At 64.5% G+C, this 15,576-nt stretch carries 11 protein-coding genes; 7 read left to right on the top strand and 4 right to left on the bottom strand.

Annotated elements, in window-relative coordinates; all coding sequences use genetic code 11:
- Positions 1 to 76 precede the first annotated feature (76 nt).
- Positions 77 to 862 carry an ABC transporter permease gene (locus AC1DKY_RS05035; protein ID WP_441602611.1) on the bottom strand — a complete coding sequence of 262 codons (786 nt, stop codon included), beginning with the start codon at positions 860 to 862 and terminating at the stop codon, positions 77 to 79.
- Complete coding sequence (locus tag AC1DKY_RS05030) at positions 862 to 1,776, bottom strand: ABC transporter ATP-binding protein (protein ID WP_441602610.1); 915 nt, start codon at positions 1,774 to 1,776, stop codon at positions 862 to 864. Before AC1DKY_RS05030 ends, AC1DKY_RS05035 begins: the two co-directional genes overlap by 1 nt.
- A gap of 287 nt (positions 1,777 to 2,063) precedes the next feature.
- On the opposite strand from AC1DKY_RS05030, the gene AC1DKY_RS05025 reads away from it, so the two are divergent.
- The 7 genes from AC1DKY_RS05025 (at position 2,064) to AC1DKY_RS04995 (ending at position 13,356) form a co-directional block, all read left to right on the top strand.
- Entirely contained in the window at positions 2,064 to 3,569 is a 1,506-nt protein-coding gene (locus AC1DKY_RS05025) for an aminotransferase class III-fold pyridoxal phosphate-dependent enzyme (protein WP_441602609.1), read from the top strand.
- Between the two features lie 174 nt (positions 3,570 to 3,743).
- Positions 3,744 to 6,566, top strand: a complete 2,823-nt coding sequence (locus tag AC1DKY_RS05020) for a lamin tail domain-containing protein (protein ID WP_441602608.1) — start codon at positions 3,744 to 3,746, stop codon at positions 6,564 to 6,566.
- Between the two features lie 218 nt (positions 6,567 to 6,784).
- On the top strand, positions 6,785 to 7,129 hold the full coding sequence (locus AC1DKY_RS05015; RefSeq protein ID WP_441602607.1) for a PsiF family protein: 345 nt from the start codon (positions 6,785 to 6,787) through the stop codon (positions 7,127 to 7,129).
- Positions 7,130 to 7,392: 263 nt separating this feature from the next.
- Positions 7,393 to 8,991 (top strand): ATP-binding cassette domain-containing protein, encoded by a 1,599-nt coding sequence (locus AC1DKY_RS05010; protein ID WP_441602606.1) that lies wholly within the window; start codon positions 7,393 to 7,395, stop codon positions 8,989 to 8,991.
- Positions 8,992 to 9,022: 31 nt separating this feature from the next.
- Positions 9,023 to 9,664 (top strand): uracil phosphoribosyltransferase, encoded by a 642-nt coding sequence (upp, locus tag AC1DKY_RS05005; protein ID WP_441602605.1) that lies wholly within the window; start codon positions 9,023 to 9,025, stop codon positions 9,662 to 9,664.
- A gap of 247 nt (positions 9,665 to 9,911) precedes the next feature.
- Positions 9,912 to 11,549 (top strand): methyl-accepting chemotaxis protein, encoded by a 1,638-nt coding sequence (locus AC1DKY_RS05000; protein ID WP_441602604.1) that lies wholly within the window; start codon positions 9,912 to 9,914, stop codon positions 11,547 to 11,549.
- 13 nt (positions 11,550 to 11,562) lie between these two features.
- Complete coding sequence (locus AC1DKY_RS04995; RefSeq protein ID WP_477179885.1) at positions 11,563 to 13,356, top strand: EAL domain-containing protein; 1,794 nt, start codon at positions 11,563 to 11,565, stop codon at positions 13,354 to 13,356.
- A gap of 51 nt (positions 13,357 to 13,407) precedes the next feature.
- Here the strand turns inward: AC1DKY_RS04995 and pip are convergent, their stop codons facing one another.
- Both pip and AC1DKY_RS04985 read right to left on the bottom strand, forming a co-directional pair.
- On the bottom strand, positions 13,408 to 14,364 hold the full coding sequence (gene pip, locus AC1DKY_RS04990; RefSeq protein ID WP_441602602.1) for a prolyl aminopeptidase: 957 nt from the start codon (positions 14,362 to 14,364) through the stop codon (positions 13,408 to 13,410).
- Between the two features lie 110 nt (positions 14,365 to 14,474).
- Positions 14,475 to 15,500 (bottom strand): YncE family protein, encoded by a 1,026-nt coding sequence (locus tag AC1DKY_RS04985; protein ID WP_441602601.1) that lies wholly within the window; start codon positions 15,498 to 15,500, stop codon positions 14,475 to 14,477.
- Positions 15,501 to 15,576 lie beyond the last annotated feature (76 nt).

The following is a 15,576-nucleotide window of genomic DNA, read 5'->3' as shown; positions in this document are numbered from 1 at the left end:
GCGTAAACCAAGCTCGTAGCCACTGACGCACCGTGTCCCGCTCCCCGTGATCCGTCCGCCCTTCGTGCATGCTACTTCAACCCACCCGATGCAGGCGCCGGGCCGCCAGCAGGAAGAAACCCACGCCATAGGCCATGAGCACAAGCAGGTGCGGCCATGCGTTGGAGTGACCCAGCCCGAGCGAACCCAGCGCCAGTTGCTGCAGGTGGGCGCTGGGCCAGACCGGTGCCATGCGCTGCAGCGCCTGCGGGAGTGCGGAAAGCGGAATCCATAGCCCCGACAGGAACGACATGGGCAAATAGATGAGGTTGATGACGCCCGGCGCACCCTGACCTTTCACCAGCGTACCCACCAGCATGCCCAGTGCGCAGAACGGCAGCACGCCCAACATGCCGGTGACGATGAACACCAGCGCCTGCAGCACGCCCAACTGCACGTGCGCCAGACCGATGCCCAGCGCCAGCAGCAACAGCATCACCATGGCGGCGGCCAGCATCGCCATCACCATCTTGCCCAGCAGATACGCACCGGGCGGCATCGGCATCGCCCGCTTGAGCGTCAGCAGGCCGTTTTCACGCTCCATCGCCAAAGAGACGCCAAAGCCGAACAGACCCGGGCTCATCACGCCGAACACGCCATAGCTCGCCAGCAGATAGCGCGCCGTGTTCGCATCGGCGTTGTGATTCATCACGATGCCGAACAACAGGTAGAACATGGTGGGAAACAAGGTCACCGGCAGCAGGAAGCCGGGCGAGCGGAAGTAGCGCAGGCATTCGCTGCGCGCCTCCATGGCGTAGGCCGCGAGCAGGCGGCGAGACGTCATGCCTTCATATGGCAGGCTGTGGATGGCGGTCACGGACATTACGCAGCCTCCTTTTCAGCGACGCTCTCGCGGGTCAACTCGGTGAACGCCTCGGCGAGGCCGGCGCGACGCACTTCCAGCTCCGACAACAAGGGATCGGCATCGAGCAAGCGGCGCAGCACGCGTTCGGGCGCATCGCTGTGCAAAAGCAGGTGCGTCCCGTCGCGTTCGGCATGCGATACGTGCGGCCATTGCGCGAGCGCGCTCGCATCGAGATCGCTGATGCAGCGGATGCGCGTCACCGCTACATGCGCACGCAGCTCATCCACGCTGCCCTGGCTCAATACGCGGCCCTTGCCAAGCACTACTACGCGTTGCGCCAGCGCTTCGGCTTCTTCCAGGTAATGTGTGGTGAGCACGACGGAACAACCTTCGGCGATGAGTCGTCCAATCGCCGCCCATAGTTTTTGCCGTGCGTCGATATCCATGCCGACCGTGGGCTCATCCAGAAACAGCAACTCCGGCCTTCCGCACAACGCCAGCGCAAACTGCACGCGGCGCTGCTGGCCACCGGACAGCGCTGCATAGCGACGGGAGAGCAGATCGGTCACACCGGCCATCTCCGCGCTTTCCGCCAGTGAACGCGGCGCGGGGTAATAGCTCATGGTGAGGCGTAACAGTTCCGATACAGTCAGCGTCGATGGCAGAAAGGCCGACTGCAGCATCACGCCGATGCGACGGCGCGCGTCGATCGCCTGCGGATCCTGGCCAAACAATTCCACCTTGCCCGCGTCGGCGCGCAACAAGCCCAGCAGCAGGCTGATCGCCGTGCTTTTGCCAGCGCCGTTGGGGCCGAGCAAGGCGAGTAGTTCGCCGCGGTGCAGCATGAGGTCCAGACCATCCAGCGCCGTTAAAGCGCCGTAACGTTTGACTGCGCCAGACAGGCTGGCCACCACTGCGGCAGATGGGTTCATGGCTCCTCCTTGTTGCCTGCCATGCTAGGCAGTGCAAGGGTTTGCCGGCAGTTGACCCCGTCAGCTACCACACATGACAAGCGTCACCCGGGGTACCGGCGGCGACACCGCCGCGCTATGCTCAGGCAGTCGTTGCATTGCCACATCCGTGACGGATCGCAGTGCGGCATGGCTCTCACGGGCCAAGAGAAACGCTGAACGGTTTCGCGTTTCCGCAACGCATTCGTAGACATATCGATGCGCATGCCATCGGGACGGCAGGCAAGTCGACTTTGAAGGAGTTACCCATGGGTGTGATTGATCAGCTGCGCGAAATGCGCGAATTCGGCGGCGCACCGCAGACCAGTGGCCTCGATGAAGCCACCATCGAACGCTACGCGGGCAGTCATCCTGACCTGGTGCAGGCGATCAGCGATGCAGTGACGCGTCATCGTGAACTGCGCGCTGAACTCGGCGACTTCCTCAAGCTCGACGAAGCCGAACAGATGGCGCAGGTGCAGTCCGAATTCGTCAACTTCTATCCGGACGATGCCATCAACCCGTACCTGCCCGCTGCTGCGCGCGGCCCGTGGGTAGTGAGTTTCAAGGGCGCCGTGATCCACGACAACGGCGGCTACGGCATGCTTGGCTTTGGCCACAACAACGCCGCCATCGACGCCGCGCTGGCACGTCCGCAGGTGATGGCCAATGTGATGACGCCGAGCATCTCGCAGATGCGTTTTGCCAAGGCGATGGATCGCGAACTGGGCCGCCACCGCGACGGCAATCCGTATACGCGTTACCTCGCGCTCAATTCCGGTTCGGAGTCGGTGGGCCTGGCCTGTCGCATTGCCGACGTCAATGCCAAGCTGCTGACCGATCCGGGCGCACGCTATGCCGGTCGCACCATCAAGCGCCTGGTGGTCAAGGGCGCCTTCCACGGTCGCACCGACAAGCCGGCGCTGTATTCCGATTCCACGCGCAAGACTTACCTGCAGCATCTGGCCAGCTATCGCCACGAAGACACGCTGCTCACCGTGCAGCCTTACGACATCGCCCAGCTCGAAGCCGTGTTTGCCGACGCGGACAAGAACGGCTGGTTTATCGAGGCGATGTTCCTGGAACCGGTGATGGGCGAAGGCGATCCGGGCCGCGCGGTGACGCCGGAGTTCTACCAGAAGGCGCGCGCGCTCACCGAAGCGCACGGTTCGCTGTTGCTGGTCGACTCCATCCAGGCGGGCCTGCGTGCGCACGGCGTGTTGTCGGTCACCGATTATCCGGGCTTCGAGAAACTCGCGCCGCCGGATATGGAAACCTTCTCCAAGGCGCTCAACGCCGGCCAGTATCCGCTGTCCGTGCTGGCTGTCACTGCGCGCACCGCCGAGCTGTACCGCAAGGGCATCTACGGCAACACCATGACGGCCAATCCGCGCGCGCTCGATGTGGCGCTCGCCACGCTCGACCTGCTCACCGACGAGGTGCGCAACAACATCCGCGAGCGCGGCAAGGAATTCGTCGACAAGCTCAATGCGCTCAAGAACGAACTGGGCGGCCTGATCACCAAGGTGCAGGGCACCGGCCTGTTGTTCTCCTGCGAGCTGGCACCGGAGTTCAAGTGCTACGGCGCCGATTCGATCGAGGAGTTCATGCGCGAGCGCGGCGTCGGCGTGATCCACGGCGGTACCAACTCGCTGCGCTTCACGCCGCACTTCCTGGTGACCAGCGACGAAGTGGACCTGGTCGTTTCGCATGTGCGTCAGGCCCTGCTGCAGGGGCCGCGCAAGCTCAAGACGGTGAAGGCCGAAGCGGCCTGAGGCAGCGACATGACCGGCGTCGTTCACGCAACGTCGACGATGCCGGTCACACAGCAGAACGCAAAGCGCTTCGCAAAATGAAGCGCCGCCGCAACTTCCTTCGCAAAACTGTCGCAATAGCTACTTAGCCTCTCCCTGATGGGGTCCGCCCCGGACCCAGGAAGGGAGTGGTTAATGAAACCAACGCACATTCGACGTGCCCTATTAGTCGCACTGTTGCTCGCCCTGTCGGCAACCGCTGCGCAAGCGGCAGATCTCAACATCAGTCAGTTTCGCGTCCGTGGCCCCGCCGGCGGCAACGACGAATTCGTCGAGCTGTTCAACAGCGGCAGCAAGGCGCTGGATCTGTCGGGCTACAAATTCAACGCCTCCAACGTCAGCGGCACCACCGGCACGCGCCTGACGCTGCCGAGCGGCACGTCCATCGCGCCGGGCTGCTATCTGTTGCTCACCAACAGCGCGAGCAGCGGTTATTCCGGCAGCGTGGCCGGCGATCTCAAGTACAGCACAGGCGTCACCGACGACGGCGGTCTGGCCATCCTCGATGGTTCGGGCCAGCTGGTTGATCAGGTCGGCCTCTCCACTGGTTCTGCGTACAAGGCCGGCACGCCACTGGCGTCGCTCGGCACCACGAATGCCGATAAGGGCTATGGCCGCAAGCCCACGGCCGCGGGCCTGCCGCAAAACACCGGCGACAACCAGGCGGATTTCAACGTGGTGTCTCCCACGGCGCCGCACAACAGCGCAAGCTCGTGCGTCGTGCTGGGCCAGGCGTTGTCCATCGCCGATGCAAGCGCCACGGTGCGCGGTGCGGCGGACGTCCAAATGCCTTTCACCGTCTCACTCACCCAGCCTGCGCCCACGGGTGGCGTCGCGGTGCACGTGGCGACGCTCGATGGCACGGCTACGGTGGCCAATCATGACTACGACGCGCTCGATACCAACGTCAGCATCGCCGAAGGGCAGATGCAGGCGAACTTCAACGTGGTGGTGCACGGCCGCACCACGCCGAGCGACGACAAGGCCTTCGAGGTCAAGCTGAGCCAGCCCAGCGGCAATCTTCCGCTGTCGCGCGATACGGCGATCGGCGCGATCCTCTACGACATCCCGGTTGCTGCCGAGATCTGGCAGATCCAGGGGCGCGATCAGATCTCGCCGCTGCTCGGCAAGCCGGTTAAGACCACGGGCAACATCGTCACCGCGGTGGGCCCGGCGGGCTTCACCATGCAGACGCCCGACGCACGCGCCGATGCCGATGCGCTCACGTCCAACGGCATCTATGTGTTCACCTCCAGCACGCCGACGGTGGCGGTGGGCGATGTGGTGAACGTGGACGCCAGGGTCGCCAACTACTATCAGTTGCCCGAACTCACCAGCCCCGTGGTGACGGTGAGCTCGCATGGCGCGCGCCTGCCGAAGGCGGTGGTGTTTGGCGATGCGATCCCGTCGTCCGATCCGACCAAGCTGTCGTGCGGCGCAACCAACTTCCAGTGCTTCGTGGGCATGCGCGTGGTGATCGAGAACGGCATGATCAACACGGGCAACAAGCGTTTCAGCGGCGAGCCGTATGCGGAAGTGAGCATCACCGCGAACGGCAAGCGCTCGTTGCGTCTCCCCGGCGTGCGCTATGGCGTGCCGGTGCCTGACGGTGTGCAGCTAGCCAACTGGAGCGGCAACCCGGAAGTATTCAAGATGAATACCGCGGACTTCGGCGCCGTGCCGCTCAACACGCCGTTCGTGGCGGGCACCACGTTCCGAGCCGAAGGCATCATCTCCTACGACTTCGGTGCCTACACCTTCATCCCGACCAAGATCAGCTTGAAGCACGTCGCGGAAATGCCGCGCTCCGTTTCACTGACCGCGCCGTACGCACTGCGCATCGGTGCGTTCAACACCGAGCGCTTCTGCGACACCAACTTCAACACCGTCTTTACCTGCAGCGGCGACAGCAAGGAGCCGACGGCCGATGAAGTGGCCTTGAAGACGCAGCGCCTGTCCGCCTATATCGGCAGCGTGCTGCAGTTGCCCGACGTGTTGTCAGTGGAGGAAGTGAAGAGCCTGCCGCTGCTACAAGGTTTGGCCACGCAGTTGGGTGACGACTATCGCGCCAAGTACCAGGCCTACCTGGTGCCCGGACACGATCCCAGCGGCATCAACGTGGGCTTCCTGGTGCGCAGCGACCGCGTCCGCGTGGTGTCCGTGCAGCAGCTGGCCGCCGACGAAACCTGGAACGACAACGGCCAGACCGCGTTCGTGCACGACCATCCGCCGCTGTTGCTCACCGCCGAAGCGCGCGGCGTTCGCTTCCAGGTGATCTCGGTGCACATGAAGGCTCGCACCAACGTCGACGACAACGACGACAGCGCCGTGCGCGACCGTCAGAAGCGCTTCCTGCAAGCCAGTTCGCTGGCACGCCAGGTGCAAAGCCTGCAGGGCACCAATCCGTGGCTGCCGTTGATGGTGGTGGGCGACTTCAACGCCTACCAGTTCAGCGATGGCTGGGTGGACGTGGTGGGACTGGCCTCGGGCAAGTACAAGGACAGCGAAAACCAGCTGAAGCTGGGCAAGAACATCGTGCGCCCTGCCCTGTGGAATGCGGTCGAATCGGTGCCGCAGAACGATCGCTACTCGTTCCTCTACACCGAGGCATTTGGCCCGATCCAGGGCTATACCACGGCAGGCTCCGGCAACTCGGGCCGCGAGGTGCCCACCGTGCAAGTGCTCGATCATGCGCTGATGAACGATGTCGCCCGACTGCGCTTCCTGAAGATGCAGTACGGCCGCGCCGATCTCGATGCGCCGGTGCAGACCGAGGCCGATGCGGCCAGCGCCACCGACGTGCGCAAGGCGATTGGCGTGTCCGATCACGATGGTTTCGTGGTCGATCTGTTCGTGCCGGGATTGTTCGGCGAACAAGGCCATGGTCATCACGATGACGACGACCACGGGCATGGCCATCACGACGACGATGACCAAGGGCACGACCACGGTCACTGATCGGTAGCTTCAAATCCCTGGGAGGCCACGCCCGGCGACGGGCGTGGCCTTTCCTTTGGCGCCCCGCCAGGCTAAGAAAAGTCCGATTCTCCTGTCCCCCTCCGGCTTGCTGAACGGGACGCCTCGGCGACCACGCGCGCCCTCCCACGCGACCTGTCGGCAGGCATAGACTTGCGACGCCGGCGTTCGCCGGTCATGTCATCCAGGAGGGTACCCGCATGTCTTCGCGTTTGAGTCTGATGGTTGCCAGCGTTGCGCTGGCCTTCGCTGCCTCCACCGCCTTCGCCGCGCCGCAGGCGGCAAGCAGCAGCGCGCCCGCCAAGAACTCGCAGCAGCAGCGCATGACCGACTGCAACAAGCAGGCCACGGGCAAGACCGGCGACGAGCGCAAGACCTTCATGAGCAGCTGCCTGAAGGGCGAAAGCGCCGCACCGGCCAAGATGACCCAGCAGGAAAAGATGAAGGCCTGCAATGCCGATCCGCATGCCAAGACGCTCAAGGGCGACGAGCGCAAGCAGTTCATGAGCGCCTGCCTGAGCGGTACGCCCAACGCGGGCCATTGATCGCATTTTTGAGCAAGCCACCAGGGCGCCGGTTTTATCGGCGCCCTTTTTATTGCCGCTTGAGGTTCTGCTGCTATCCTGCGCACTCTCAAGCCTTCCAGGGATTCACCGCCGACATGCGCCTCTAAGCCGCTCGCCTGCCAACCGATTGCTCCCACTTTGGGTGCGTTGCGTCTGGCCACGAGTGACAGGGCGGTCGACATCCCACAGCGCGCTTAAGCGCCAGACCCCTTGTCGTATGCCACTCCCCTATCGGAGGGTCTATGACAGCCATAGCCATGTTTATCCATCAGCTCGGCTTTGCTTTGCCGGGTCGCGATCCCGTTTTCGAAAAACTCGAGACGTCCTTTTCCGTTGGCCGCCATGCACTGGTCGGACGCAATGGCAGCGGCAAGTCTCTGCTCGGTCAGATCCTTGCTGGCCGGATCGAACCCACCCACGGCCAGGTCGCGCGCACCGTCGAGCTCGCCTATCTACCGCAACGCTGGCCAGCGTTCGGCGGCAGCATCGCTGCGGCATTGGGCGTGGAGCACAAACTCGATGCGCTGCGCCGGATCGAGGCAGGCAGCGTTGATCCTGCGGATTTCCAGGCGCTTGCCGACGACTGGACCGTGTACGAACGGGCTAGTCGATGGCTGGAACAGGCCGCGCTACCGAGCGATCTGGCACGGCCATGGGAGAGCCTCAGCGGCGGCGAACGCGTGCGCCTGCAGCTCACGCAGTTGTTCGAACACGACCAGCATTTCCTGATACTCGATGAGCCGGGCAATCACCTGGATCGTCGCGGCCGGCATTGGTTGCGCGAAAAGCTGACGGCACACGCGGGCGGCTATCTGCTGATCAGCCACGACCGCGCACTGCTGGCCGACGTGGAAAGCATCGACGAACTCTCACCGCAAGGCTTGCGTCGCTATGGCGGCGACTACGCCGCCTATGCCGCGCGACGCGATGCCGACCAACAGGCGGCCGGGCGGCAACTGGATCAGGCGCGACGCGAGCAGAAGATGCTCGAGCGCAAACAGCACGAAGAGCGGCAACGTCTCGCCAGGCAACAACAGAAAGCCCAGCGCGAACGTGCAAACGCGAACATGCCCACCATCCTGCTGGATCGACGCAAGCAGCGCTCGGAAGACACCGGTGCCCGCCTGCTCACCGCGCAGCGTTTGCAACAAGCCAGGCAACACGAACAACTCTCCGAGGCCCGTGCTCGCGTGGACGTGCATCGCGCCCAGCGTTTCGACCTGGGTGAGCATGCGGCGACGCGTGCATCGTTCCAATTGCACGACTTCATACCGCCCTACGGACATGACCAGCCGATCAATCTGCATCTCGCACCGGGCGAACGCCTTTACCTGCACGGCGACAACGGCAGCGGCAAATCCAGCCTGCTCGCCGCCATCGCCGGGCGTTTACCCCCACGCGGCGGACAACTCCGGCGTGGCGAACGCTTGCTGCTGATCGACCAGCACTACAGCTTGCTGGATGACCAACACAGCGCTCTGGAGAACCTGCGCGAGCTGTCGCCCGGCCATGCACCGACGCGCTATCGCGAATATCTCGCGGGCATCGGCCTGCGTGGCGAGCGTGCCGACGTGGCCGCCGGTGCGCTGAGCGGGGGCGAACGCGTGAAGCTCGCCCTGCTGGCACTCGACAGCGCGCGTGAACCCTATGACCTGTTGCTGCTCGACGAGCCGGACAGCCATCTGGATCTGGACAGCCGCCAGCTGCTCGAGCAGGCATTGGCGACCTATCGCGGCTCGCTGATCCTGGTCAGCCACGATGCGGAACTGGTCGCGAAGGCGGGTATCGATCGCGAGCTTCGGCTGGACAAACCGCTCGCCCTCATCACGCCGCGTGAGTGACAATTCACCGACTCTGCCGCCAGGTTTGCCCATGAAAATCGTCGAAGTCCATCACCCCCTGATCCAGCACAAGCTCGGCCTGATGCGCCGCGCCGGCATCAGCACCAAGGAATTTCGCGAGCTGGCCTCGGAAGTGGCTTCGCTGTTGACCTACGAAGCCACCAAGGATCTGGAAACCGTCGAGCAGCGCATCGAAGGCTGGGCCGGTCCGCTCACCGTGCACCAGATCAAGGGCAAGAAGGTCACCATCGTGCCGATCCTGCGCGCCGGCCTGGGCATGCTGCCCGGCGTGCTCGACATGATTCCCGCGGCCAAGGTGAGTGTGGTCGGCCTGCAGCGCAACGAGGAGACGCTCGAGCCCATCACCTATTACGAGAAGCTCACCGGCCGCATGGACGAGCGCATCGCGCTGATCGTCGATCCCATGCTGGCCACCGCCGGCACCCTGATTGCCACGGTGGACATGCTCAAGGCCGCCGGTTGCAAGCGCATCAAGGGACTGTTCCTGGTCGCCGCGCCCGAAGGCCTCAAGCGCATCGAAGCGGCGCATCCGGATGTGGAGATCTATACCGCGTCCATCGACGAGCGGCTCAACGAGCACGGCTACATCCTGCCCGGGCTCGGCGATGCGGGCGACAAGATCTTCGGCACCAAGCAATTGCCCGCCAGCTGAGCATCGGCATCTCACGTTCCGCCAAAACCCCGCCCTCATCGGCGGGGTTTTTCTTTGACTCAAGCATGAGAAGTGCAGCACATAAGTCACGGAGACGACATCTTCCCGTGCCATGATTTCCGCGTCGCCTCGACCCCGCGAGGCAGTCATAACAAGTTGAAGATAAAGCGCTTTTCCTGCATTTTTGGCTAAAGTTACCGCGCGGTGAGCCGACAGCTCTTGCAGTTCCCTCACCCCGGACTTCCCCATGTTCAAGTTCTCCAAGCCGACCACCGGATTGACGCTGCGCCAGCGTCTGCTGTTGCGCCTGCTGGCCATCGTGTCGCTGCTGGCGATCACCTGCGTGGCCGGCATGGTGCAGTTGCATCGCGCGGACACGCGCATCCAGGGTCTGGTCGACGGTTCGCTCAGCCCGGTCGCCGACGTGGGCCGCGTGCAGAACGACTACAACAGCACACTGCAGGTGCTGGTCCATGCCGTGATGTCCCAGTTGCCCTCGGCGGTGGAAGACGCACACACGCGCATCCACGCCGATCGCATCGATGCCGAGCGCCACTGGAAGACGCTGCTGGGCAGCGAACTGGCGCAGGAACAGGCGCAGGCGCTCAAGCTCACCACCGCCCATCGCGCCGAAGCCGACCGCATCATCGACGAGACCCTCGCCCTGCTCGATGCGGGTCAGTTCGATATCGGCGGCCTCAAGCTCACCACCGAAGTGCAGCCGGCCTATGAGCCCCTGCAGAGCGACTTCGCCAACCTGTTCCAGTCCGCGCTTGCCAAGGGCAACAAGCAGGTGGCCATGCAGCGCGCGGCGGATCGCGACGGCATGGTGCTTTTGCTGGTGCTGCTGGGCGTGGCGCTCGCCGTCACCATCCTGATGGATGGCGCGCTGATGCGCTCGCTCATGCAACGCCTCACGCGCGCCACGCAGGTGGCCGAACGCATCGCCGCCGGCACGCTGGGCGAGGCGATCGACGTCGGCTCCAACGACGAGCTGGGCAAACTGCTGGGCGCGCTCGCCTCCATGGATACCCAGCTCACCCAGGTGCTGACCGAAGTACGCGTCGGTGCCGAATCGGTGGGCGAACGCGCGCGTCGGCTTGCCTTGGACAACGAAGCGCTGAGCTCGCGCACGCAGGCGCAAGCGGCCAGCCTGGAGCAGACAAGCGCGTCGATGACCCATATGGCGGATACCGCCGCACTGGGTGCGGGCCACGCCGATGGCGCAGCGGCCGCGGCACGCGATGCCCTGGAGCACGCCGAGCATGGCCGCCAGGTGGCAGACGAAGCCATCGATTCGATGCTCGCCATCGAAAAGGCCAGCCGCGATATCGCGGAGATCGTCGACCTGGTCGACAGCATTGCGTTCCAGACCAACCTGCTCTCGCTCAACGCAGCCATCGAAGCGGCGCAGGCAGGCGAGCGTGGCCGCGGATTCGCCGTGGTGGCCACCGAAGTGCGCCAGCTCGCGCGCCGTTGCGTGGATGCCGGCAAGGACATCCGTCGCCTGGTGGAACGCAGCGGCGACGCCGTCGTCACCGCACGCGAACGCGTGACGCGCTCGGGCGAGGCGCTCGACGGCATCGTGCTCAGCATCGCCAATGTATCGACGCGCGTCTCGCAGATTTCCGGCGCCACGCTGTCCCAGGTCAGTGGCATCGGCCAGGTCAATCGCGCGGTGATGGCAATGGACGGCATGACCCAGGCCAACGCCGAGCTGGTCGAAGACATCAAGTACACCGGCCGCGCGCTGGCCACCGATGCCGACACGCTGATGCGGCAAGTCGCGTTTTTCCGCCTTCCCCAAACGGAAGGCCACCACGGGTCGCCGCATGAAGCGGGGCTCTCATCTGCCAAGGTGCATCCAACGCGGGCCGCGGCCTGACATCGAACAGGGCATGCCAGCCAGACCCCTCCCCCACTACACGCCACAAGCCGTGCTTGAGCGCGCGCTCGCCGCAGGAAGCCTGCAGCCGGTCTTTCAGCCGGTGGTGCGCGTGGACACGCTCGAAGTGGTGGCGCACGAGGGCCTGAGCCGCTGTGCCTTCATGCCGGGCGAACTGTCGATCCTCGATCTGCTGGATCTGGCCCGCATGGAGGGCCGACTGGCGGAGCTGGAATTGCATGCCGCACGCACGCTATGCAGTGCGTTCGAAGCGCAGGCGGCAGCGGGCCGCCTGCTGGTGAACCTGAGCGCGCACGCCATCCTGCACGACACCTTGCGCCCGGACGACGTGCTGCTGGCACTGTCGGCCTGCGGCCTCGACCCCGCCCGCGTCACCATCGAAGTGACCGAGCGCGATGTGGTAGAAAGCCCTGCCCGCCTCGCCCATGCGCTGGGCTATCTGCGCGCGCATGGCATCCGCGTCGCGCTGGACGATTTCGGCAACGGCCATTCCAACTTCGAGATGTGGAACGAGATCCACCCCGACGTGGTGAAGATCGACCGATACCTCATCAACGGCGTGTCGCGCAGCGCGGGACGCCTGGCCATCGTGCGCTCGCTTTGCCAGGTCGCCGAATCGCTGGGCACCGACCTGGTCGGCGAAGGCGTGGAAGACCCGGCGGACCTGCGCGTCTTGCGCGACCTGGGTATCCCCTATGCGCAAGGCTTCCTGATTGGCCGTCCTGCCGAACACATTGTCCGCGAAGCCAGCGCCGAATCCCGGCAAGTGTTGCGTACGGCGGCAGTGTCAGTGCTGCCGCGCCCGCGCGGCCCGGTCACGCAGCGTCCCACGCAAGTGAGCCACCTGTTGATCGAGGCGCCCGCCGTGCAGCCGCGTCAGACCAACGACGAGGTGATGGCGCTGTTCGTCGATCATCCCGAGCTGCACGCGGTGGCGGTGGTCAAGGACGGGCATCCGATCGGCCTGATCAATCGCCGCCTGGTCAACGAGCGCATGGCGCAGCCCTTTGCCCGCGAACTGCTGGCGCGCAAGTCATGCACGGCGCTGATGAACAGCGCGCCGCTGGTATGCGATGAAAACCGCAGCCTCGAAAGTCTGGCCGACGTGCTGCGCGGCGAAGATCAACGCTATCTCGCCGACGGTTTCATCGTGACGCGCAAGGGCGTCTATCTGGGCCTGGGCACGGGCGAGGCCCTGGTGCGTCGCGTGAGCGAGCTGCGTATCGAAGCAGCGCGGCACGCGAACCCGCTGACCTTCCTGCCCGGCAATATCCCCACCACCGAACATCTGGAACGGCTGATCGATGGCGGCGAGTGTTTCACCGTGGTGCACGTCGATCTCACCGACTTCAAACCGTTCAACGATCACTACGGCTATTCGCGCGGCGACGAGATGATCCGCCTGCTGTCAGGGCTGCTCAGCGAGCACGTGGACCCGGCGCTGGATTTCATCGGCCATATCGGCGGCGACGATTTCGTGGTGCTGTTCCAGAGCGGCGACTGGGAGGYGCGCTGCCAGCGGGTGATCGATGCGTTCAATGCGCGCTCGCCGCAACTGTTCGATGCGCTGGACATCTTCCACGGCGGACTGCAAGGCAAGGATCGTCGCGGCGAGCCGCAATTCTTCCCGTTTACGACGGTGGTGATGGGAGCAGTGGAGCTGGCGCCACCGCTGCCGCAGCGCGCGCAATCGATCGCCATGCTCGCCGCGCGCGCCAAGCGCCAGGCCAAGCGTGCGCACGTCAGCCTGCACGTGTTTCCCCGGCTGGCCATGTCGCAGACATAAGAAAACCCCGGCAGATGGCTACCGGGGTTCGCGTACGTCAGTGGGGCTCAATCAGCCGCGGAAACGATCGGTCGCGTTGATCAGCTCCGAGATATTGCCCGGCTCGAATGCAGAGTGACCGGCATCCTGCACGATGCGCAGATCCGCTTCCGGCCACGCACGATGCAGATCCCAGGCGCTGCGCATCGGGCACACCACGTCGTAGCGACCCTGCACGATCACGGCAGGAATCTTGCGGATGCGCTCGACGTTGCGCAGCAGCTGGTCATCATGTTCGAAGAAGCCGCCGTGCACGAAGTAGTGGCATTCGATGCGGGCAAAGGCCAAGGCGAATTCGTCTTCGCCGCTGGACTGGATATGGCTTTCGTCCTGCCACAGGTAACTGGTGGCGCCCTCCCATACCGACCATGCACGCGCGGCTTCCACGCGTTCGATCGGGTCGCTGCTGGTCAGGCGACGGTAGTAGGCGCTCATCAGGTCGCCGTGCTCCACCTCGGGGATCGCCTTCAGATAGGTTTCCCAGGCATCGGGATACAGCGCGTCGCAACCCTTCTGGTAGAACCACTCCAGTTCCCAGCGACGCAGCATGAAGATGCCGCGCAACACCAGCTCAGTCACGCGCTCCGGATGCGTCTGCGCATAGGCGAGCGCCAGCGTCGAACCCCAGGAGCCGCCGAACACCTGCCAGCGATCGATGCCCAGATGCCCGCGGATGCGCTCGATGTCGTTGACCAGGTTCCAGGTGGTGTTCTCGTGCAATTCCGCATGCGGCGTGGACTTGCCGCAGCCGCGCTGATCGAACAGCACGATGCGATACACCGCCGGATCGAAGAAGCGCCGGCACTTCGGATTGGTGCCGCCGCCCGGGCCGCCATGCAGGAACACTACCGGCTTGCCGTTGGGATTGCCGCTCTGTTCGTAGTACAGCGTGTGCAGGTCCGACACCTTGAGCATGCCGGTGTCATACGGCTCGATCTCGGGATACAGGGTGCGAAGTTCCTGCGACATGCTCGATGCTCCTGAAGCGAACGGGGACGGCCTATAAGGCTATCACGCCACCCCTGATCGCCTCTTTCACCCAGACCTCCGGCGCACTTCTCAGTGCGCCGGAGACAGACTCAGGGCGCGCCGACCGTCAGCACCGTGAAGCTATCCGGCACGATGTCCGGGCGGGCGCCCTCCTTCGGTGCCGACGCCCACTTGGCCGCCGAGAGGTAGAGCCGATGCAGCTTGGGATCGAGCGTGAGTGTGCGGGCGCTGGGCTGAGTCGGAATAGATGCGACCACGCTGTAGTGATCGGCGTCCTTCTGGCGCACGGCCGTAATATCACCGCTCTCGCCATTGGAGCTGTACACCATCGAGGTGGCCTCATCGAAGACCACCGCATCCGGGCCTTCGCCGATCGGCACCCGCGCCACGGCCTGGCCGTTCTCGGCATTGGTCACGGCCATCTGCTTATTGTCGCAAACAGAAAACAGGCGATGCAGCTTGCGGTCGATCGCCAGGCCGGTCGGCGCTTCGCAACCGCCCAGCGACCACGTCGCTGCCACGGTGTTGCTGGTCGTGTCGATCTTCACCAGCTGTGCCGTGTCTTCAATATTCACGTAGATCGATCCGGCCTCGTCGCTTTGCGCGAATTCCGGCTTGCCGGGCAAGGCCACCGTGGCCGTCACGGTATTGGTGGCAGGGTCAATCACGCTGAAAGAATGTCCCTTGCCGTTGAACGTGAACACGTGCTTCGACGCCGGGTCGTAGGCAATGGCATCGGGCTTCTCGCCCGTGCCGCTGATGGTCGCCACGACATTGAAGGTGTCGAGGTCAAACACCGTGACCGAGGCGGCCTGCCCGTTGCTGGCATAGCCGCGATGCGCCGACTGATCCAGCGCCACGCCGTGTACGCCCTTCGTGCCGGGAATCGTGCCGATACGCTTGTGCTGGTCCACGTCCACCACATCGACATGGTCGCCGCGCGTCACGAACAGATGACGGCGCTGCGCATCGAAACTGAGGTAATCCCAGCCGCCGGCGCCACCGAGCGGCAGGCGGGCGAGTACGCGGAAATCCGCGGGCGCCGGGGTAGCCGCCGCATGGCCGGCAAACGCCGCCGCGAGGGCACAGAACAGCAGGGTGGGCAAAGGACGCATGGGAGATCTGCCAGCAGTGAGGTCTGCACAGCATCCCCGCCCCGACTTAGGTCCGGCTTAGCCGGCGCCGCTGGAC

Source organism: Dyella sp. 01N448, assembly GCF_056399225.1.
This window is presented reverse-complemented; position numbering and strand designations above follow the sequence as displayed.